This is a genomic window from Variovorax sp. BGA-UO-ETr-C22, assembly GCF_059567965.1.
This window is the reverse complement of the sequence record NZ_JCAQPA010000007.1, coordinates 1-17,494: the sequence shown is the minus strand read 5'-3', so window position 1 is coordinate 17,494 and position 17,494 is coordinate 1. Positions and strand designations below refer to the sequence as shown.

The following is a 17,494-nucleotide window of genomic DNA, read 5'->3' as shown; positions in this document are numbered from 1 at the left end:
CATTTGCAACTGAGGTTCGAACTTTCCATGAGTACATCACAACCCGCGGGCCACCTGATCGTCGAGTGCCTGGTCGAACAGGGCATGCAACTCGCCTTCGGCGTGCCGGGCGAGAGCTTCCTGGCGGTGCTCGACGGCTTCCATGCGTACCGCGACCGCGCACGCTTCGTGGTGAACCGGCAGGAGGGCGGCGCGGCCTTCATGGCCGAGGCGCACGGCAAGCTCACGGGGCGCCCGGGCGTGTGCTTCGTGACGCGCGGGCCGGGCGCGACCAACGCCTCGATCGGCGTGCACAACGCGTTCCAGGATTCGACGCCGATGGTGCTGTTCGTGGGCGACGTCGGCAGCGACTTCCGCGACCGCGAGGCCTTCCAGGAAGTGGACTACGCCAGCTTCTTCGGACCGAGCACCAAGGGCTTTGCCAAGCGCGTGGAGCGCATCGACGACGCCGACCGCATTCCCGAATACATCGCGCGCGCCTTCGCCACCGCGATGAACGGCCGGCCGGGCCCGGTCGTGCTGGTGCTGCCCGAGGACATGCTGCGCACCGAGACGGCGGCACGGCCGCTGGCGCGCGTGGAGGCGGTCCAGCCGTGGAGCGACCCGGGCGCGCTGCGCACGCTGCGCGAGCTGCTGCTGAAGTCGCAGCGCCCGCTGCTGATCGCCGGCGGCGGCGGCTGGACGCCGCAGGCCGCGCAGGCGCTGCAGCGCTTCGCCGAGAACTGGCGTCTGCCGGTGACGAACGCCTTCCGCTTCCAGGACACCTTCGACAACCACCACCCGCAGTACGCGGGCGACGTGGGCATTGCCATCAACCCGAAGCTCGCGCAGCACGTGAAGGATGCCGACCTGGTCCTGGCCATCGGCCCGCGCCTGGGCGAGATGACGACCGGCGGCTACACGCTGCTCGAAGCGCCGAAGGCCAAGCAGACGCTGGTGCACATCCACGCGAGCGCCGAAGAACTGAACCGCGTCTACCAGGCCGACCTGGCGATCAACGCCGGCATGAGCGCCGCGGCGCGCAGCCTCGAGGTGCTGAGCGCGCCGCCCTCGCTGTCGTGGGAGGCCTGGACGCAGCAGCTTCACGCGGACTACGAAGCCTGGCTGCAGCCGCAGGCGCTCGCCGGCATGCCGGCCGAGACGCCGCGCGGTGCGGTCGACATGGCCGCTGTGGTGGCGCTGCTGCAGAAGCACCTGCCAGCGGATGCGGCCATCACCAACGGCGCCGGCAACTTCGCGAGCTGGGTGCACCGCTACTTCCGCTACCACGGACTCGCCAAGGGCGCCAAGACGCAGCTGGCGCCCACCAGCGGCGCGATGGGCTACGGCGTGCCGGCCGGCATTGCCGTGAGCATCGCCACCGGGCGCGTGGCCTTCACCATCGCGGGCGACGGCGACTTTCTGATGAACGGGCAGGAGCTGGCCACGGCCTCGCAGCACGGCGGCAAGAGCATCGTCGTGCTGCTCAACAACGGCATGTTCGGCACGATCCGCATGCACCAGGAGCGCGAGTACCCCGAGCGCACCAGCGGCACCGCGCTGCGCAACCCCGACTTCTGCGGCCTGGCGCGCGCCTACGGCTACGCGGCCGAGCGCGTCACCGAGACGGCGCAGTTCGAGGCCGCGCTGCTGCGCGCGCTGGCGGCCGACACGGGCACGCTGATCGAGATCCCGCTCGACCCCGAAGTGATCACCACGCGCGGCACGCTGGCGTTGATCACGCGCGCGGCGAAGCAGCAGGCGCAGGGCTGAGCGTCACGCGATGGCGGGCCACCTCGTCGCGCAGCGCGGGCGAGCGCAGTTCGAAGACGTCGAACAGGCCGAGCGCGTCGAGCGTGGGAATCAGCGCCGCGAGGTCGTCGCGGGCGACGCGGCGTTCGTCGGCCGTGGCGTTCGGGTCTTCGAGCACGCGCGCATTGGCGAGGAAGGCGCCGACCGAGCCCTTGCGCACGGTGTGGCCGTCGATGACGGTGAAGTCCTGTCCGTCGGGAATGATGTCTTGCGCTTTCATGGCGGGTCCTTGGTGAGTCGGGTGGAGGTGCATCCGATGCTAGGCAGCAGGGCTGTCCCCGGCTTGCGGCGCGGGGCCAATCGATACCGCGTGCGGGCCAGCCATGGCGGCTGAATTGCCTGCCACGCTCTGGCGCTACGCGCACGAGGCACCGCGCGTCACGGGCTGCCACGCACACGAGACCGGCCAGCTGTTCGCGTTGCGCGAAGGCCTGCAGGTCATCGAGACGCCTGCTGGGCGCTGGGTGCAGCCGCCAGGATGGATCGGCTGGATCGCGCCGCGCTGCGCCCATGCCGCGCAGAGCTTCGGGGCCACGGCGGGATGGCACCTGCACATCGATGCGTCGGTGGCGCAGGCCTTGCCGGAGGGGTCGCATGTCTTTGCCGCCACGCCACTGGTGCGAGAGCTGGTGGCGCGGCTGATGTCGCTGGCGCCCTCCGACGCACTGCTGGAGCCCCGCCGCGCGCGATTGGTGGGCGTGCTGGTCGACGAACTGGCGGCCGGCGGGCGCGAGTCGCTGCATCTGCCCATGCCGCAGGACCCGCGGCTGGTGGCGATGGCGCGTGCGCTGGCAGACGAACCGGCGCTGGCCGACGGCATCGACGACTGGGCCGATCGCATCGGCATGGCCCGTCGCACGCTCACGCGCCGCTTCGCGGCCGAGACCGGGCTGAGCTTCACGCAATGGCGCCAGCAGGCGCGTTTGCTGAAGGCCGTGGAGTTGCTGAGCCTGCGCGAGCCAGTGACGGCGGTGGCGCTGACGGTGGGCTACAGCTCGGTGAGCGCCTTCATCGAGGCCTTCCGCAAGCACTTCGGCTGCACGCCCGCGCGCTTCTTCGAGGCGGGCGAGGGCTTGCTGCAGGCGAAAAAAAAGCCCGCATGACGCGGGCTTTTTGACTCAGGAGCACGAGGCCCCCGAACGCTTACTTGACGTGCTTGCCAATCAGCGCAGCCAGTTCGAACATCGAAACCTGGGCCTTGCCGAAGATTTCCTTCAGCTTGGCGTCGGCGTTGATGTTGCGCTTGTTGGCCTTGTCTTGCAGGTTGTTCTTCTTGATGTAGTCCCACAGCTTGCTCACCACAGCGGTGCGCGGCAGAGGCGTCGAACCGACCACAGCGGCCAGGGCCGGGCTGGGGGTCAGGGCCTTCATGAACGCAGCGTTGGGGGTGCGCTTCTTGGCGGGAGCGGCCTTCTTTGCAGGAGCCTTCTTCGCCGGTGCAGCCTTCTTTGCAGGAGCAGCCTTCTTGGCGGGCGCCGCTGCCTTCTTGGCCGGTGCGGCCTTCTTTGCAGGAGCCGCAGCCTTCTTTGCGGGAGCGGCCTTCTTTGCCGGAGCTTTCTTGGCCGGAGCCTTCTTTGCAGTTGCCATGGTTGATTTCCTTTTTTGGTTGAACGTTCACCAATGAAAAACTTGCGTCTCCAGTGGCAATGCGGATGCTAAATGAGAAAAAACGCGTTTCCAAGGGAAAAAGCGCTTTTTTCATTGGGAGCTGTTGTTTTTTCAGAGGGGAGAAGGGACGTTGTTCACGTTCGTCGCCCCGGCCACGTCGCCAGCACCACGCCCACGAGGGCGATCGCGAACGCAAGCAGCTGCGGCGAAGTGAGGTTTTCCCCGAGCACGAGCACGCCCACGAGGGCCGCGCTGACGGGCAGCAGCACAGTGAAGACACCCGCTTGTGCCGCTGGTACGTGGCGAAGTCCGGTCATCCACAGCCACACGGTCCAGATGCTGGCGGCCAGTGCGTAGACGACCAGCAGCGCCCAGGTGCCGAAGCGCACGGCGGTGAAGTCGAACTGCAGCGCGAACCAGATGCCGAAGGGCATCGACAGCACGAAGCCCCACAGGTTGATGAGCGACGCGATGCGCTTGGGCCCCAGCTTGCCGGTGAGCGACTTGCCGATCACCGCATAGGCGGCCTCGCAGAGCACCGCGCAGAACACGAGCAGGTTGCCCAGCCAGGGCATCGACGGCGCACCGGCCGTGCTGCCGGTGGCGGTCGGTGCATGCGTCGGCGTGAACGCGAGCAGGCCGATGCCCAGTGCCGCGCAGGCAATGGCCAGGCCGATGCGCACCGTGATGCGCTCGCGCAGGAAGAGCCAGCTGGCCACCGCGACCACCGCGGGGATCGACGCCATGATCACGCCCGCCGACACCGCGCTGGTGAGGCTCACGCCGAACAGCATGCAGATCGAGAACAGGAAGTTGCCGAGGAAGGACTCGAGGAACACGAGCCCGCGCGTGCGTGCGCTCATGGGTGGTTCCTCGGGCGTGCGCTGGAGCCAGTGCGGCATCGCGAGGGCCGCGATGCCGAAGCGCAGCCACGCCAGCAGCAGCACGGGGAAGGCTGCCACCAGCGGCTTGGAGAGGGCGACGTAGATGCCGACGAGCGACATGCTCAAGGCCAGGCAGCCGTAGGCCACGAGGCGGCCGGAGGTGGAAGCGGCGGGGTTCAATAGACTGGGCGCTGGTTGTTGATCGGATGGATTCGATGATGCCCCACGTTCTTGTCTACGGCACGCTGCGGCGCGGCGGGCGCAACGACATCGCGCGCTACCGACCGGCGCCAGTGTTCGTCGGCGAGGCCTTCATCGCCGGCACGCTGTACGACCTGGGCGCGTACCCGGGCGTGGTGCTCGGCGGCGCAGGGTACGTGAAGGGCGAGGTCTATCGCATCGCACCGGAGGTCGAGCGCGAACTCGACCGGCTCGAGGAAGTAGCCGACGACGATTCGGGCGAGTACATCCGGCGCAATGTGCGCGTGACGGTGGGCGCGCAATCGATCGACTGCCTGGTCTACGAGATCCATCCGACGCGCATCGCGGGCCGTCGGGTGATCGACAGCGGCGACTGGATCGCGCATGCGGCGGACATCGCGGCCAAAGCGCGTTCGTTTTCACAACCGAAAGAGTGATTCCGCATCGCGAAAACTCGAACTGCTGCGCCGCAATATTTTTTCTCGATATGAGAAAAATAATTTCTCATTGAGAAATATCTTTGTAAGTTGTTGATTTTGTTGGTTCAAAAATATGTCTTCTATAAGACATAAGAGTCCGCAATCGGATTACAGTAACCCCACGGCCGCAACGCCAACCTTCAATCAACCTCACGGAGTGACCATGCCCCAGACCCTGAACGAACAACTGAGCCGCGAACAGCAAATTGCTGCCCTCGAAAAGGACTGGGCCACCAACCCGCGCTGGAAGGGCGTGAAGCGCGGCTACAGCGCGGCCGACGTGGTTCGCCTGCGCGGTTCGCTCCCCATCGAGCACACGCTGGCCAAGCGCGGCGCTGAAAAGCTCTGGGCCAAGATCAACGGCGGTGCCAAGAAGGGCTACGTGAACGCCTTCGGCGCGATCTCTGCTGGCCAAGCCATGCAGCAAGCCAAGGCTGGCCTCGAAGCCGTGTACCTGTCGGGCTGGCAAGTCGCCGCCGACGGCAACACCTCGGAAACGATGTACCCCGACCAGTCGCTGTACGCCTACGACTCGGTGCCGACGATGGTCCGTCGCATCAACAACACCTTCAAGCGCGCCGACGAAATCCAGTGGGGCCGCGGCATCAACCCGGGCGACAAGGAATTCATCGACTACTTCCTGCCGATCGTCGCGGACGCGGAAGCCGGCTTCGGCGGCGTGCTGAACGCCTTCGAACTGATGAAGAACATGATCGCGTCGGGCGCTGCCGGCGTGCACTTCGAAGACCAGCTGGCCGCCGTCAAGAAGTGCGGTCACATGGGCGGCAAGGTGCTCGTGCCGACGCAGGAAGCCTGCGAGAAGCTGATCTCGGCGCGTTTCGCCGCCGACGTCATGGGCGTGTCGACCATCGTCCTGGCCCGCACCGATGCGGAAGCCGCGAACCTGATCACGTCCGACCACGACGCCAACGACAAGCCTTTCCTGACCGGCGAGCGCACGCAAGAAGGCTTTTACCGCGTCAAGAACGGCCTGGAGCAAGCCATCAGCCGCGGCGTCGCCTACGCCCCGTACGCCGACCTGGTGTGGTGCGAAACCGGCGTGCCGGACATCGGCTTCGCCCGTGAATTCGCGCAAGCCGTGCACGCCGCCTGCCCCGGCAAGCTGCTGTCGTACAACTGCTCGCCGTCGTTCAACTGGAAGAAGAACCTGGACGACAAGCAGATCGCCTCGTTCCAGGAAGACCTGTCGGCGCTGGGCTACAAGTACCAGTTCATCACGCTGGCCGGCATCCACATCAACTGGTTCAACACCTTCCAGTTCGCCCACGCGTATGCCAACGGCGAAGGCATGAAGCACTACGTGAACATGGTGCAGGAACCCGAGTTCGCCGCACGCGACAAGGGCTACACCTTCGTGTCGCACCAGCAGGAAGTCGGCGCCGGCTACTTCGACGATGTGACCACCGTGATCCAGGGCGGCTCGTCCAGCGTGAAGGCGCTGACCGGTTCGACCGAAGAAGAACAGTTCCACTGAGCTGCCTTCGTTGATCGCTGAGTGACGGCGCGTGGCGCTGTCGCCCCCCAAGCCCGGCCTCGTGCCGGGCTTTTTCGTGGGCGCTCGACGGGCGAGGCTCAGGCTTCGAGACGCACCTCGCGCACGCCGCGCCCCAGCCGCTGGCGCAGCAGCGTGCGCAAGGTGACGCCGTCCGCGTAGCCGACCATGCCCGCGATCTGCTCGAGGCTCTTGTTGCTGGTCTTGAGCAGGTGCACGGCGCGTTCGACGCGCAGGTCCTGCACGTACGACAACGGGCTCTTGCCCAGCACCTGCTGCATGCGCCGGGCCAGCGTGCGCTTGCTGGTGCCCGCGGCCTGCGCCGCCTCGTCGAGCGAGAAACCCTCGGCCAGCCGCCCGCGCGCCCAGCGTTCGAAGCGCTCTACCAGCGGGTCGGCATGCGAGAGGTGGTCGGAGATCACGTAGGCCGACTGCGAGGGGCGCGAGTCCACGATGAGGTAGCGCGCGACCAGCGCCGCGAGTTCGGGGCTGGCCTGGCGCACCAGCCACAGCGCCATGTCGACGTGGCTCAGCGCCGCGCCCGCCGTCACGAGCGGCCCCGAACTGACCAGCATGCGCGAATCGTCGAGCAGCACCGCCGGGTAGCGCTGCCGGAAGAGGGTGGCCAGCCACCAGGTGGTGGTCGCCTTGTGGCCCGCGAGCACGCCGGCTTCCGCCAGCACGAAGGTGCCGATGCACGCGGCGGCGATGCAGCCGCCGTCTTCGGCGCGCGCGCGCAGTGCCGCGCAGGCATCGCGGACGTCGGCGCGTTGCAGGGCGGGCTCCAGCGTCTCGGGCATCTTGCAGCCGAGCGCTGGGACGACGAGCCAGTCGGTGGCGGCGCCGGTGTCGGCCAGCGTGTGCGTCACCGGCACGGTGAAACCCTGGGCGGTGCGCACGCGCTTGCGGGTGCCCACGATGGTGACGTCGAAAGGCGCCACGTCGAGCTGCAGCATGGCGGCGAGTTCGTTCGCGGTGGTGAAGACGTCGAGCACCGTGGCCAGGCCGGAGTCGAACACGCCGTCGAGGGCGAGGACATCGAGTTTCATGGCAATAACGATACCAAAGATGTCAAAAAAGCCAATGGTCCAGAGGGCGGGGCTTGCCTAGAGTCCATGCCAGCGCCGCGCAATCTCGTGCGCCGTTGTTGTCCACCCCAGGAGATGTCCCATGATCAAGTTCGCACTGTTCGCCCGCCTCGAAGCCAAGCCCGGCAAGGAAGCCGCCGTCCAGCAATTCCTCGAGGCCGGCCTGGCCATGGCGCGCGAGGAAAAGACCACGCCGATCTGGTTTGCGCTGCGGCTGTCGCCCAGCACCTTCGGTGTGTTCGACGCGTTCGAGGACGAAGCCGGCCGCCAGGCCCACCTGACCGGCCCGATCGCCCAGGCCCTGATGGCACAGGCGCCCGAGCTGTTCGCCGGGCCGCCCTCGATCGAGCCGATCGAAGTGCTCGGCCTCAAGAACGTGGCGGCCGCGGCGTCGTGAGCATGCAGGTGCAGCCCATGACGACACCTATCGGCGACCCGGTGTTCGTCAGCGACGGCGAACGCTTCGTGCCCACCGAGGCGGCCATCGGCCCGTGGTCCGCCGATGCTCTGCAGGGCAGCGCGACCGCCGCGCTGCTCGTGCGCGCGCTCCAGGCGCACGAGGCAAGCCGTGGCCGCGAGGTGGCGCGGTTGAGCTTCGATTTCTGGCGCCCGGCGAGCCGGGCGCCGATCACGCTCGAATTCACCCTGCTGCGCGACGGCGCCAAGGCGCGCACGGTGGCGTTCGACATGGTCCAGGACGGCAAGTCCATGCTGCGGTGCACCGCCTTGTTGCTGCGCAGCGGGCAGACGCCCGCACTGCCGGCCGCGGACGCCTTCGTCGCCGCGACGTTCGCGCCGCCGGAAGAGGGCGCGCCCATTCCCGCGGCGGCGTCCCGCATGAGCCCGTTCTTTGCCGGCGTGGACGTGCGCATGGCACGCGGGCAGATCCTCGAGCCCGGCCCGGCTGCCGCATGGTTGCGCCTGGGCCGGCCGCTGGTCGACGCCGAGGCCGCATCGCCGCTGGCCCAGGTGGCTTCGGCGGCCGATCTCGTGGCGGGCATCTCGCAGTGGGCGCATCCGGCGCGGCTGGGTTTCGTCAATGCCGACCTGACGATCAACCTGCGGCGGACGCCGCGCGGCGATTGGATGCTGGTCGACGCCCTCACGCTTGCGGGCCCGATGGGCACGGGCTATGCCGTCGGGCAGCTGCACGACCGCGACGGGCTGGTCGGGCAGTGCGTTTCCAGCCTCCTGTTCGAGGCGCGCGGCTGAAGCGGGCAGCGGCTAGAATCGCCCACTCTGCACTCAACAAGAGCGAGAAAGGCACCTTGGTTATGACACCGCGAACTACCCCGCAAGGATTCAGCGGCTTTTTCTTCTTCGAAGGAAAGGGCCGGTAGCCCCGCGCTCGCTGGTTTTTCCAGCGCACCAACCAAGCAAAGCGCGGCATCCACCGCGCTTTTTTGTTTTTCTCCCCGAGGTTTTCACATGATCCAGATCACGCTCCCCGACAACTCGCGCCGCGAGTTCCCCGGCCCGGTTTCGGTGGCCGAAGTGGCCCAGTCCATCGGCCCTGGCCTCGCCAAGATGACGGTGGCCGGCAAGATCGACGGCAAGCTCGTCGATGCCAGCGACATCATCGACCGCGATGCCAAGCTGCAGATCATCACGCCCAAGGACGACGAGGGTCTGGAGATCATCCGCCACTCGACGGCCCACCTGGTCGGCCATGCGGTGAAGCAGCTGTACCCGACGGCCAAGATGGTGATCGGGCCGGTGATCGACGAAGGCTTCTACTACGACATCTCGTTCGAGCGTCCCTTCACGCCCGAGGACATGGCCGCCATCGAGGCGCGCATGCGCGAGCTGATCGCGCAGGACTACGACGTGGTCAAGAAGATGACGCCGCGCGCGGAAGTCATCGAGGTCTTCAAGTCGCGCGGCGAGGACTACAAGCTGCGCCTCGTCGAAGACATGCCCGACGAGCAGGCCATGGGCCTGTACTACCACCAGGAATACGTCGACATGTGCCGCGGCCCGCACGTGCCGAACACGCGCTTCCTGAAGGTCTTCAAGCTCACGAAGCTGGCCGGCGCCTACTGGCGCGGCGACGCCAAGAACGAGCAGCTGCAGCGCATCTACGGCACGGCCTGGGCCGACAAGAAGCAGCTCGACCAGTACATCCAGCGCATCGAGGAAGCCGAGAAGCGCGACCACCGCAAGCTGGGCAAGGAACTCGACCTGTTCCACATCGACGAAGTGGCGCCGGGCGTGGTGTTCTGGCACCCCAAGGGCTGGGCGGTCTGGCAGCAGGTCGAGCAGTACATGCGCGGCATCTACCGCGACACGGGCTACTGGGAAGTGAAGGGCCCGCAGATCCTGGACAAGAGCCTGTGGGAGAAGACGGGCCACTGGCAGAACTACCGCGACAACATGTTCACGACGGAGTCGGAGAAGCGCGAATACGCGCTCAAACCGATGAACTGCCCGGGCCACGTGCTGATCTTCAAGAGCGACCTGCGCAGCTACCGCGACCTGCCGTTGCGCTACGGCGAGTTCGGCCAGTGCCACCGCAATGAACCCAGCGGCGCCCTGCACGGCATCATGCGCGTGCGCGGCTTCACGCAGGACGACGGCCACATCTTCTGCACGGAAGACCAGATCCTCGACGAATGCATCGCCTACACGGCACAGCTGCAGAAGGTCTATGCCGACTTCGGCTTCACGGACATCCTCTACAAGGTCGCGACGCGGCCCGAAAACCGCGTGGGCTCCGACGAACTGTGGGACAAGGCCGAGCACGCGGTGATGGAGTCGCTGCGCCGCTCGGGCGTGGACTTCGTCATCTCGCCCGGCGACGGCGCCTTCTACGGCCCGAAGATCGAGTACACGCTGCGCGACGCCATCGGCCGCCACTGGCAGTGCGGCACGATGCAGGTCGACTTCAACACGGCCGAGCGCCTGGGCGGCGAGTACGTCACGGAATCGAGCGGTCGCGCCCACCCGGTGATGCTGCACCGCGCCATCGTCGGCAGCCTCGAGCGCTTCATCGGCATGCTCATCGAACACCACTCAGGCGCCATGCCCGCATGGCTCGCTCCGGTGCAGGTGGCGGTGCTCAATATCAGCGAAGGACAGGCCGACTACGCTGCGCAAGTTGCGAAAACGCTGCAAAATCAAGGGCTTAGAGTTCAGCTGGATCTGCACAACGAAAAGATTACGTATAAAATACGGAAGCATTCGTTGCAAAAGCTCCCTTACATCCTCGTCGTGGGTGACAAGGAAAAGGAAGCAGGTGCCGTCGCAGTGCGCGCCCGGGGCAATCAAGACCTCGGTGCAATGTCCCTCGAATCGTTCACGCAACGGCTCGTCCAGGACGTTGCTGACAAGCGTTGATTTGTCTCTGAAACACCCCATATGTTTCTCTGCCATCTCGTGCCGCCTGTCCGCGAAGACTGAGCGGCGATCGCTACAGATTTTGTAGCAAACTTTGAAGGATTCTGACCATCGCTACTGCATTTCGCGACCGCCGCCACCGCGAGGAACGCCAACACCGCCTGAACCGGGAAATCATGGCCCCGGAAGTCCGCCTGGTCGGCCCGGAAAACGAGCCATTGGGTGTCATGAGCCTTTCCGAAGCCTTGCGCCTTGCGGGTGAGGCTGACGTGGATCTGGTGGAGGTCGTTGCTGCGGCCAATCCGCCCGTGTGCCGCCTGATCGAGTACGGAAAGTTCAAGTACCACGAGCAGAAAAAGGCAGCCGAGGCGAAGTCGAAGCAGAAGGTCATCGAGGTCAAGGAAATCAAGTTCCGGCCCGGTACCGACGATGGCGACTACAACATCAAGATGCGCAACATCAGGCGCTTTCTTGAAGAGGGCGACAAATGCAAGATCACGCTGCGCTTCCGCGGCCGCGAGATCACGCACCAGGAGCTCGGTCTGGCTCTGCTGCAGCGCATTCGCGACGAACTGGGCGACACGATCATGGTCGAGCAGTTCCCGAAGCTGGAAGGCCGTCAGATGATCATGATGATCGCTCCGGGCCGCAAGAAGGTTGGCGGCGCGGCGCCGAAGCCGGCAGCAGATGCTGCGCCGGCAGCAGCGCCCACGGCAACCGCCTGAGGCATTTGCAGTAGACGGGTTTTGAAGGGATTTCGCCCTGGCCCGCATTTCGAAAGAAGTGCAGGCGGGGGCGAGATAAAGAAGTGTCTCGGGGCCAACAAGTCCGTGGAGTATCCGCGGCGCCTCACGAGCACAAACTAAAGGAGCATTCACATGCCCAAAATGAAGACCAAGAGCAGCGCGAAAAAACGTTTCCGCGTTCGTCCCGGTGGCACCGTCAAGCGCGGTCAAGCCTTCAAGCGTCACATCTTGACGAAGAAGACCACCAAGAACAAGCGTCACCTGCGTGGTGCAGTCGCAGTGCATGAGACCAACATGGTTTCTGTCGCCGCCATGCTGCCCGGTCGTGGCATTTAACTCAGACGAACAAGGAGTACACACATGCCTCGCGTCAAACGTGGTGTAACGGCTCGCGCCCGCCACAAGAAAGTTCTCGCACTCGCCAAGGGTTTCCGCGGTCGCCGCGGTAATGTCTTCCGCGTCGCCAAACAGGCGGTGATGAAGGCTGGGCAATATGCCTACCGTGACCGCCGTACCAAGAAGCGCGTGTTCCGTCAGCTGTGGATCGCGCGTATCAACGCCGCCTCGCGTGAACTGGGCCTGACCTACAGCCAGTTCGCCAACGGCATCCGCAAGGCCGGTATCGAGATCGACCGCAAGATGCTTGCGGACATCGCCGTGCACGACAAGGCCGCTTTTGCCGGCATCGTGGAGCAGGTCAAGGCCAAGCTGGCTGCTTGATTTTGCACAGCAGGTTGCCGTCTCCGGACGGCTTCTTGCGCCCACGGCTCAAGGGCTGGCGCTTGAAAAGGCTCCAGCTCTTTTTTATTTCCCCTCGAAGATTTTTGTTGCTATGAACGAGTTGGACTCCCTGGTCGACACCGCACGCACCGCCTTCGCCGAAGCGAAAACGCCCGCAGAGCTCGAAAACGCCAAGGCCCAGTTCCTTGGCAAGTCGGGCCGCATCACCGAGCTGATGAAGGGCATGGCCGCGCTGAGTGTCGAAGAGAAGAAGTCCCGCGGCGCCGCGATCAACGTCGGCAAGCAGGCCATCGAGGCCGCACTGACCGATCGCCGCCAGCAACTCGCCGACGAAGAACTCTCGCTGCAATTGCGCGCCGAAGCGCTCGACGTGAGCCTGCCCGGGCGCCACCGCGCCGGCGGCGGACTGCACCCCGTGAGCCGTACCCTGGAGCGCATCGAGGAGATCTTCTCGAGCATGGGTTTCGACGTGGCCGACGGCCCCGAGATCGAGAGCGACTGGCACAGCTTCACCTCGCTCAACAACCCGCCGAACCACCCGGCGCGTTCGATGCAGGACACCTTCTACGTCGACCTCAAGGGCGACGACGGCATTCCCTACAACCTGCGTCCGCACACCAGCCCGATGCAGGTGCGCTACGCCCACCAGCACACCAAGAAGTACGCGGCCGAGTTCGCCGCGGCTGCCGCCGACACCACCGGCACCGTGAAGGCGCCCGAGATTCGCGTGATCGCGCCCGGGCGCACCTACCGTGTCGACAGCGATGCCACCCACTCGCCCATGTTCCACCAGTGCGAAGGCCTGTGGCTCGGCGAGAACGTCAGCTTCAAGGACCTGAAGGTCGTCTTCACCGACTTCTGCCGCACCTTCTTCGAGCGCGACGACCTCGTGCTGCGTTTCCGCCCGAGCTTCTTCCCGTTCACCGAGCCCAGCGCCGAAATCGACATCCAGTTCGCGAGCGGCCCGCTGGCCGGCCGCTGGCTCGAAGTCGCCGGCTCGGGCCAGGTGCACCCGAACGTGGTGCGCAACATGGGCCTCGACCCGGAGCGCTACATCGGCTTTGCCTTCGGCATGGGCCCCGACCGGCTCACCATGCTGCGCTACGGCGTGAACGACCTGCGCCTGTTCTTCGACGGCGACCTGCGTTTTCTCTCGCAGTTCCAGTAAGCACGTCCTTTCCACAGATAGAAAAACCAGATCGAGATCGAAGAGATGCAATTCCCGGAATCCTGGCTGCGCGAGTTCTGCAACCCGCCCCTCGACAGCGCCGCACTGGCCGAAACGCTCACCATGGGCGGCTTCGAAGTCGAAGAGCGCCGTCCGGTGGCGCCGCCTTTCACGCGCATCGTGGTCGGCGAAATCAAGGAAGCCGTGCAGCACCCGAATGCCGATCGCCTGCGTGTGTGCCAGGTCGACGTGGGGCAGGGCGCCTTGCTGAACATCGTGTGCGGTGCGCCCAATGCGCGCGTCGGCATCAAGGTGCCGTGCGCCCTCGTCGGTGCCGAACTGCCGCCGGGTGAAGACGGCAAGCCCTTCCTCATCAAGCTGGGCAAGCTGCGCGGCGTCGAGAGCCAGGGCATGCTGTGCTCGGCGCGCGAGCTGAAGCTGAGCGAAGACCACGGCGGCCTGCTCGAACTCGACGCCGACGCCCCCATCGGCGCCGACGTGCGCGACGTGCTCAAGCTCGACGACGCACTGCTCACGCTCAAGCTCACGCCGAACCTGGCGCACGGCCTCAGCGTGTACGGCGTGGCGCGCGAACTCGCCGCACTCACCGGCGCACCGCTGAAGACGCCGGCCATTGCACCCGTGGCCACGTCGTTCTCCGATGTGCTGCCCGTCAAGGTCGAGGCGCCTGACCTGTGCGGCCGCTTCTCGGGCCGCATCGTGCGCGGCGTGAACACCAAGGTCGCCACGCCCGCGTGGATGGTCGAGCGCCTCGCGCGCTGCGGCCAGCGCAGCGTGACGCCGCTGGTCGACATCTCGAACTACGTGATGTTCGAGTACGGCCAGCCCAGCCACATCTTCGACCTCGACAAGATCCACGGCGGCCTCACGGTGCGCTGGGGCAAGGTGGGCGAACAGCTCAAGCTGCTCAACGGCACGACGATCACCGTCGACGAAAAGGTCGGCGTGATCGCCGACGACCGCGAGGTCGAGTCGCTCGCCGGCATCATGGGCGGCGACGCCACCTCGGTGACCGACGACACGCGCAACATCTACGTCGAGGCCGCGTTCTGGTGGCCCGAGGCCGTGCAGGGCCGTTCGCGCCGCTTCAACTTCTCGACCGACGCCGGCCACCGCTACGAGCGCGGCGTCGACCCGAGCCGCACCGTGCAGATCATCGAACGCATCACGCAACTGGTCGTCGAGATCTGCGGCGGCGAAGCCGGCAAGATGGACGACCAGACCTTGCGCCTGCCCGAAGCCGCACCCGTCACGCTGCGCGTGGCCCGCGCCGCGCGCGTCATCGGCATGCCGCTGACGCAGGCGCAATGCGCCGACGCACTCCACCGCCTCGGTTTCGAAATCACCGAAGGCGAAGGCACGCTGACCGTCACGCCGCCGCCGCACCGCTTCGACCTGCTGATCGAGGAAGACCTGATCGAAGAAGTGGCGCGCCTGATCGGCTTCAACAACCTGCCGACCACCGCGCCGCTCGCGCCCATCACGGCCCGCGTGCGCCCCGAGGTGCAGCGCAGCCGCTTCGCGGTGCGTCGCAGCGTTGCAGCGCTGGGTTACCAGGAAACCATCAACTTCAGCTTTGTCGAAGCGCACTGGGAGCAGGACCTGGCGGGCAACGCCAACCCGGTCAAGCTGCTGAACCCCATCGCCAGCCAGATGAGCGTGATGCGCTCGTCGCTGCTCGGCTCGCTGCTGCAGGTGCTCAAGTTCAACCTCGACCGCAAGGCACCGCGTGTGCGCGTGTTCGAGCTGGGCCGCGTGTTCCTGCGCGACGACAGCGTTGTCACCACCGACAGCACCGTGCGCGGCGTGAACCAGCCCATGCGCGTGGCAGGCCTGGCCTGGGGCGATGCCGAGGCATCGCGCTGGGACGGCAAGCCGCAGCGTGTCGATTTCTACGACGTCAAGGGTGATGTCGAAGCGCTGCTCGCGCCGCGCGTGCCGACCTTCGAAGCGGCCGAGCACCCCGCGCTGCACCCCGGCCGTTCGGCCCGCGTGCTGCTCGACGGCCAGGCCATCGGCTTCATCGGCGAGCTGCATCCGCGCTGGCGCCAGAAGTGGGACTTCACCCAGGCGCCCGTGCTGTTCGAACTCGACCTCGACGCCGTCACGGCGCGGCGCGTGCCCGTGGCGCAGCCGGTGCCCAAGCACCAGGCCGTCGAGCGCGACATCGCGGTGGTCGTGGCCGAAGCGGTGTCGCACGACGCACTGATGCAGGCCATCCGCGCGGGCGCGTCCGCCTCGGGCCTGCTACGCGATGCGACGCTGTTCGACATCTACCGTCCGCAGCCCCTGCGCGAAGGCGCCGTGGCAGCGCCGGGTGCGCTGGCACCGGGCGAGAAGAGCATGGCCGTGCGCCTGACCTTCCAGAGCGATGCCGCCACGCTGACGGACGAGCAGGTCGAACCCGCTGTCCGTGCAATCGTCGAACAACTGGGCGCCACCCTGGGCGGCCGCTTGAGAGGATGAAGATGAACGCCGCCGAATTCACGCTCGAAGCCCTCGAAACGCCGGCGCTCACCAAGGCGCACCTGGCCGACCTGCTGTTCGAGCAGATTGGCCTGAACAAGCGTGAATCGAAGGACATGGTGGAGGCGTTCTTCGAGCTCGTGGCCAGCAGCCTGATCGAAGGCACGGACGTGAAGATCTCGGGCTTCGGCAACTTCCAGATCCGCGTGAAGGCGCCCCGACCCGGGCGCAACCCGCGCACCGGCGAAGCCATTCCGATCGGCGAGCGCCGCGTGGCCACTTTCCATGCGAGTGCCAAGCTCAAGGAGCAGATCCAGGGCAGCGTCGAGCCGCAGGGCGGCACTTCCGAAGTCGAGTGGAGCCTGGGCGCGGAATAGTGCTTGGTGCTGTGCGTCCGCGTAGAGTAATCTATGAGGTTTCCCGCGCACAGTCTTGATTTCAATGGAGAAAACGCTCCCGCCGATTCCCGTCAAACGCTACTTCACCATCGGTGAGGTCGGCGAGCTCTGCGGCGTGAAGCCGCATGTGCTGCGCTATTGGGAGCAGGAGTTCACGCAGCTTCGCCCGATGAAGCGGCGCGGCAACCGCCGCTATTACCAGCACCACGAGGTGCTGATGATCCGCCGCATCCGCGACCTGCTCTACGACCAGGGCTTCACCATCAGCGGTGCGCGCAACAAGCTGCAGGAACTCACGCAGGGCGAGCGCGACCGCCGCAAGGCAGGCGAAGTGCCGCTCGAAGGCCTGGAGGCCATCGAGATCGGCCAGGAGGAATTCGACGCTGCCGTGCACGAGGAACCGGGGCCCGCGGCGGCTGCACAGAGCGTCGATCTGTCGCAGTTGTTGCACCTTCGCCGCGAACTCTTTGAAATTCGTGAGCTTCTGACTGTCGGACACTGAATTTAGCCCGCTATAATCGAGAGCTTCGGTGTGTGGCGCAGCCTGGTAGCGCACTTGCATGGGGTGCAAGGGGTCGAAGGTTCGAATCCTTTCACACCGACCAACAAAACGTCCAAGGGCGTCCGGTTTCATCCACCGGACGCCCTTTTTCATTGGGAAGCTGGGCGAATCGCGTCCGGAGGCATACACTGAAATCTGGTGGCTGCCAGCGCCAAGAGGGGGTACAAAAGGGGGTACAAGCCGCCTGAACCCCCAGGGATGGCAGTTTTGTACCCCCACCCCTGGAGGTAGCCTCATGCCATTGACCGATGCCGAGTGCCGGAATGCCACCTGTCCGCCCGAGCGGAAGCAGGCGCGCTACACCGATTCAGGTGGCCTCTACCTGGAAGTCTCTGCGTCGGGCTCCCGCCGCTGGTTCTGGAAATTCAAGATTGTCCGCGCCGAAGTAGAACTGAGCCACCGCGCCGCTTGAATCGTGAGCCAGGGGTGGAAGCCGACGCAGCAATGGTCGACTGTGGATAAGTGTATGTCTTGCCTTGTTCTGTGACCTCC

19 protein-coding genes and 1 tRNA gene are annotated in these 17,494 nt (G+C 65.9%); 16 read left to right on the top strand and 4 right to left on the bottom strand.

Features of this window, described 5'->3' with window-relative positions; genetic code table 11:
- Positions 1-27 precede the first annotated feature (27 nt).
- A complete protein-coding gene (locus tag AC57B8_RS04105) occupies positions 28-1,752 on the top strand; it encodes a thiamine pyrophosphate-binding protein (RefSeq protein ID WP_496478752.1) in 1,725 nt (574 codons plus the stop codon).
- Here AC57B8_RS04105 and AC57B8_RS04100 read toward each other — a convergent pair.
- On the bottom strand, positions 1,718-2,011 hold the full coding sequence (locus tag AC57B8_RS04100; protein ID WP_062473468.1) for a hypothetical protein: 294 nt from the start codon (positions 2,009-2,011) through the stop codon (positions 1,718-1,720). The genes AC57B8_RS04105 and AC57B8_RS04100 overlap by 35 nt on opposite strands.
- 115 nt (positions 2,012-2,126) lie before the next feature.
- Between AC57B8_RS04100 and AC57B8_RS04095 the strand changes: the two genes are divergently transcribed.
- Entirely contained in the window at positions 2,127-2,894 is a 768-nt protein-coding gene (locus AC57B8_RS04095) for a helix-turn-helix domain-containing protein (RefSeq protein ID WP_496478751.1), read from the top strand.
- 40 nt (positions 2,895-2,934) lie between these two features.
- On the opposite strand, the gene AC57B8_RS04090 is transcribed toward AC57B8_RS04095, so the two are convergent.
- Both AC57B8_RS04090 and AC57B8_RS04085 read right to left on the bottom strand, forming a co-directional pair.
- The gene (locus AC57B8_RS04090) at positions 2,935-3,378 is read right to left on the bottom strand and encodes an SWIB/MDM2 domain-containing protein (protein ID WP_062473465.1); all 444 of its coding nucleotides are present in this window, start codon (positions 3,376-3,378) and stop codon (positions 2,935-2,937) included.
- 155 nt (positions 3,379-3,533) lie between these two features.
- Positions 3,534-4,463, bottom strand: a complete 930-nt coding sequence (locus tag AC57B8_RS04085; protein ID WP_496478750.1) for a DMT family transporter — start codon at positions 4,461-4,463, stop codon at positions 3,534-3,536.
- 35 nt (positions 4,464-4,498) lie between these two features.
- Here AC57B8_RS04085 and AC57B8_RS04080 point away from each other — a divergent pair, with 35 nt between their 5' ends.
- On the top strand, positions 4,499-4,921 hold the full coding sequence (locus tag AC57B8_RS04080) for a gamma-glutamylcyclotransferase family protein (protein ID WP_496478749.1): 423 nt from the start codon (positions 4,499-4,501) through the stop codon (positions 4,919-4,921).
- A gap of 205 nt (positions 4,922-5,126) precedes the next feature.
- The gene (aceA, locus tag AC57B8_RS04075; protein WP_056579731.1) at positions 5,127-6,458 is read left to right on the top strand and encodes an isocitrate lyase; all 1,332 of its coding nucleotides are present in this window, start codon (positions 5,127-5,129) and stop codon (positions 6,456-6,458) included.
- A 98-nt stretch (positions 6,459-6,556) separates the two neighbouring features.
- On the opposite strand, the gene AC57B8_RS04070 is transcribed toward aceA, so the two are convergent.
- The gene (locus tag AC57B8_RS04070; RefSeq protein WP_159271180.1) at positions 6,557-7,525 is read right to left on the bottom strand and encodes a GlxA family transcriptional regulator; all 969 of its coding nucleotides are present in this window, start codon (positions 7,523-7,525) and stop codon (positions 6,557-6,559) included.
- A gap of 121 nt (positions 7,526-7,646) precedes the next feature.
- On the opposite strand from AC57B8_RS04070, the gene AC57B8_RS04065 reads away from it, so the two are divergent.
- From AC57B8_RS04065 to AC57B8_RS04010, 12 genes are all read left to right on the top strand, one after another.
- Entirely contained in the window at positions 7,647-7,961 is a 315-nt protein-coding gene (locus tag AC57B8_RS04065) for a putative quinol monooxygenase (RefSeq protein WP_070061263.1), read from the top strand.
- A gap of 17 nt (positions 7,962-7,978) precedes the next feature.
- Positions 7,979-8,776: a thioesterase family protein gene (locus tag AC57B8_RS04060; RefSeq protein ID WP_496478748.1), complete on the top strand. Its 798-nt coding sequence runs from the start codon at positions 7,979-7,981 to the stop codon at positions 8,774-8,776.
- A gap of 216 nt (positions 8,777-8,992) precedes the next feature.
- Complete coding sequence (gene thrS / locus AC57B8_RS04055; protein WP_496478747.1) at positions 8,993-10,900, top strand: threonine--tRNA ligase; 1,908 nt, start codon at positions 8,993-8,995, stop codon at positions 10,898-10,900.
- 101 nt (positions 10,901-11,001) lie between these two features.
- Complete coding sequence (gene infC, locus AC57B8_RS04050) at positions 11,002-11,625, top strand: translation initiation factor IF-3 (RefSeq protein ID WP_082818065.1); 624 nt, start codon at positions 11,002-11,004, stop codon at positions 11,623-11,625.
- Positions 11,626-11,778: 153 nt separating this feature from the next.
- Complete coding sequence (rpmI, locus tag AC57B8_RS04045; RefSeq protein WP_007832497.1) at positions 11,779-11,982, top strand: 50S ribosomal protein L35; 204 nt, start codon at positions 11,779-11,781, stop codon at positions 11,980-11,982.
- A 24-nt stretch (positions 11,983-12,006) separates the two neighbouring features.
- A complete protein-coding gene (gene rplT / locus AC57B8_RS04040; protein WP_007832499.1) occupies positions 12,007-12,366 on the top strand; it encodes a 50S ribosomal protein L20 in 360 nt (119 codons plus the stop codon).
- 112 nt (positions 12,367-12,478) lie between these two features.
- Positions 12,479-13,555, top strand: a complete 1,077-nt coding sequence (pheS, locus tag AC57B8_RS04035) for a phenylalanine--tRNA ligase subunit alpha (RefSeq protein WP_496478746.1) — start codon at positions 12,479-12,481, stop codon at positions 13,553-13,555.
- Between the two features lie 45 nt (positions 13,556-13,600).
- Positions 13,601-16,042, top strand: coding sequence for a phenylalanine--tRNA ligase subunit beta (pheT, locus tag AC57B8_RS04030; RefSeq protein WP_496478745.1), 2,442 nt, complete (start codon positions 13,601-13,603; stop codon positions 16,040-16,042).
- A gap of 2 nt (positions 16,043-16,044) precedes the next feature.
- Positions 16,045-16,419 (top strand): integration host factor subunit alpha, encoded by a 375-nt coding sequence (locus tag AC57B8_RS04025; RefSeq protein WP_095747662.1) that lies wholly within the window; start codon positions 16,045-16,047, stop codon positions 16,417-16,419.
- A 64-nt stretch (positions 16,420-16,483) separates the two neighbouring features.
- On the top strand, positions 16,484-16,942 hold the full coding sequence (locus AC57B8_RS04020; protein WP_095946954.1) for a MerR family transcriptional regulator: 459 nt from the start codon (positions 16,484-16,486) through the stop codon (positions 16,940-16,942).
- A 26-nt stretch (positions 16,943-16,968) separates the two neighbouring features.
- A tRNA-Pro gene (locus AC57B8_RS04015) sits at positions 16,969-17,045 on the top strand.
- 192 nt (positions 17,046-17,237) lie between these two features.
- A complete protein-coding gene (locus AC57B8_RS04010) occupies positions 17,238-17,414 on the top strand; it encodes an Arm DNA-binding domain-containing protein (RefSeq protein ID WP_496478744.1) in 177 nt (58 codons plus the stop codon).
- The last annotated feature ends 80 nt before the right edge of the window (positions 17,415-17,494 follow it).

Excerpts from the sequence above, each read along its gene's own strand:
- pheT (WP_496478745.1), top strand. The coding sequence starts at position 13,601 with ATGCAATTCCCGGAATCCTGGCTGCGCGAGTTCTGCAACCCGCCCCTC.
- AC57B8_RS04105 (WP_496478752.1), top strand. The coding sequence starts at position 28 with ATGAGTACATCACAACCCGCGGGCCACCTGATCGTCGAGTGCCTGGTC.
- AC57B8_RS04090 (WP_062473465.1), bottom strand. The coding sequence starts at position 3,378 with ATGGCAACTGCAAAGAAGGCTCCGGCCAAGAAAGCTCCGGCAAAGAAG.
- AC57B8_RS04020 (WP_095946954.1), top strand. The coding sequence starts at position 16,484 with ATGGAGAAAACGCTCCCGCCGATTCCCGTCAAACGCTACTTCACCATC.
- rpmI (WP_007832497.1), top strand. The coding sequence starts at position 11,779 with ATGCCCAAAATGAAGACCAAGAGCAGCGCGAAAAAACGTTTCCGCGTT.
- AC57B8_RS04065 (WP_070061263.1), top strand. The coding sequence starts at position 7,647 with ATGATCAAGTTCGCACTGTTCGCCCGCCTCGAAGCCAAGCCCGGCAAG.
- AC57B8_RS04100 (WP_062473468.1), bottom strand. The coding sequence starts at position 2,011 with ATGAAAGCGCAAGACATCATTCCCGACGGACAGGACTTCACCGTCATC.
- aceA (WP_056579731.1), top strand. The coding sequence starts at position 5,127 with ATGCCCCAGACCCTGAACGAACAACTGAGCCGCGAACAGCAAATTGCT.
- AC57B8_RS04060 (WP_496478748.1), top strand. The coding sequence starts at position 7,979 with ATGACGACACCTATCGGCGACCCGGTGTTCGTCAGCGACGGCGAACGC.
- AC57B8_RS04025 (WP_095747662.1), top strand. The coding sequence starts at position 16,045 with ATGAACGCCGCCGAATTCACGCTCGAAGCCCTCGAAACGCCGGCGCTC.
- AC57B8_RS04080 (WP_496478749.1), top strand. The coding sequence starts at position 4,499 with ATGATGCCCCACGTTCTTGTCTACGGCACGCTGCGGCGCGGCGGGCGC.
- AC57B8_RS04070 (WP_159271180.1), bottom strand. The coding sequence starts at position 7,525 with ATGAAACTCGATGTCCTCGCCCTCGACGGCGTGTTCGACTCCGGCCTG.
- thrS (WP_496478747.1), top strand. The coding sequence starts at position 8,993 with ATGATCCAGATCACGCTCCCCGACAACTCGCGCCGCGAGTTCCCCGGC.
- rplT (WP_007832499.1), top strand. The coding sequence starts at position 12,007 with ATGCCTCGCGTCAAACGTGGTGTAACGGCTCGCGCCCGCCACAAGAAA.
- pheS (WP_496478746.1), top strand. The coding sequence starts at position 12,479 with ATGAACGAGTTGGACTCCCTGGTCGACACCGCACGCACCGCCTTCGCC.
- AC57B8_RS04010 (WP_496478744.1), top strand. The coding sequence starts at position 17,238 with ATGCCATTGACCGATGCCGAGTGCCGGAATGCCACCTGTCCGCCCGAG.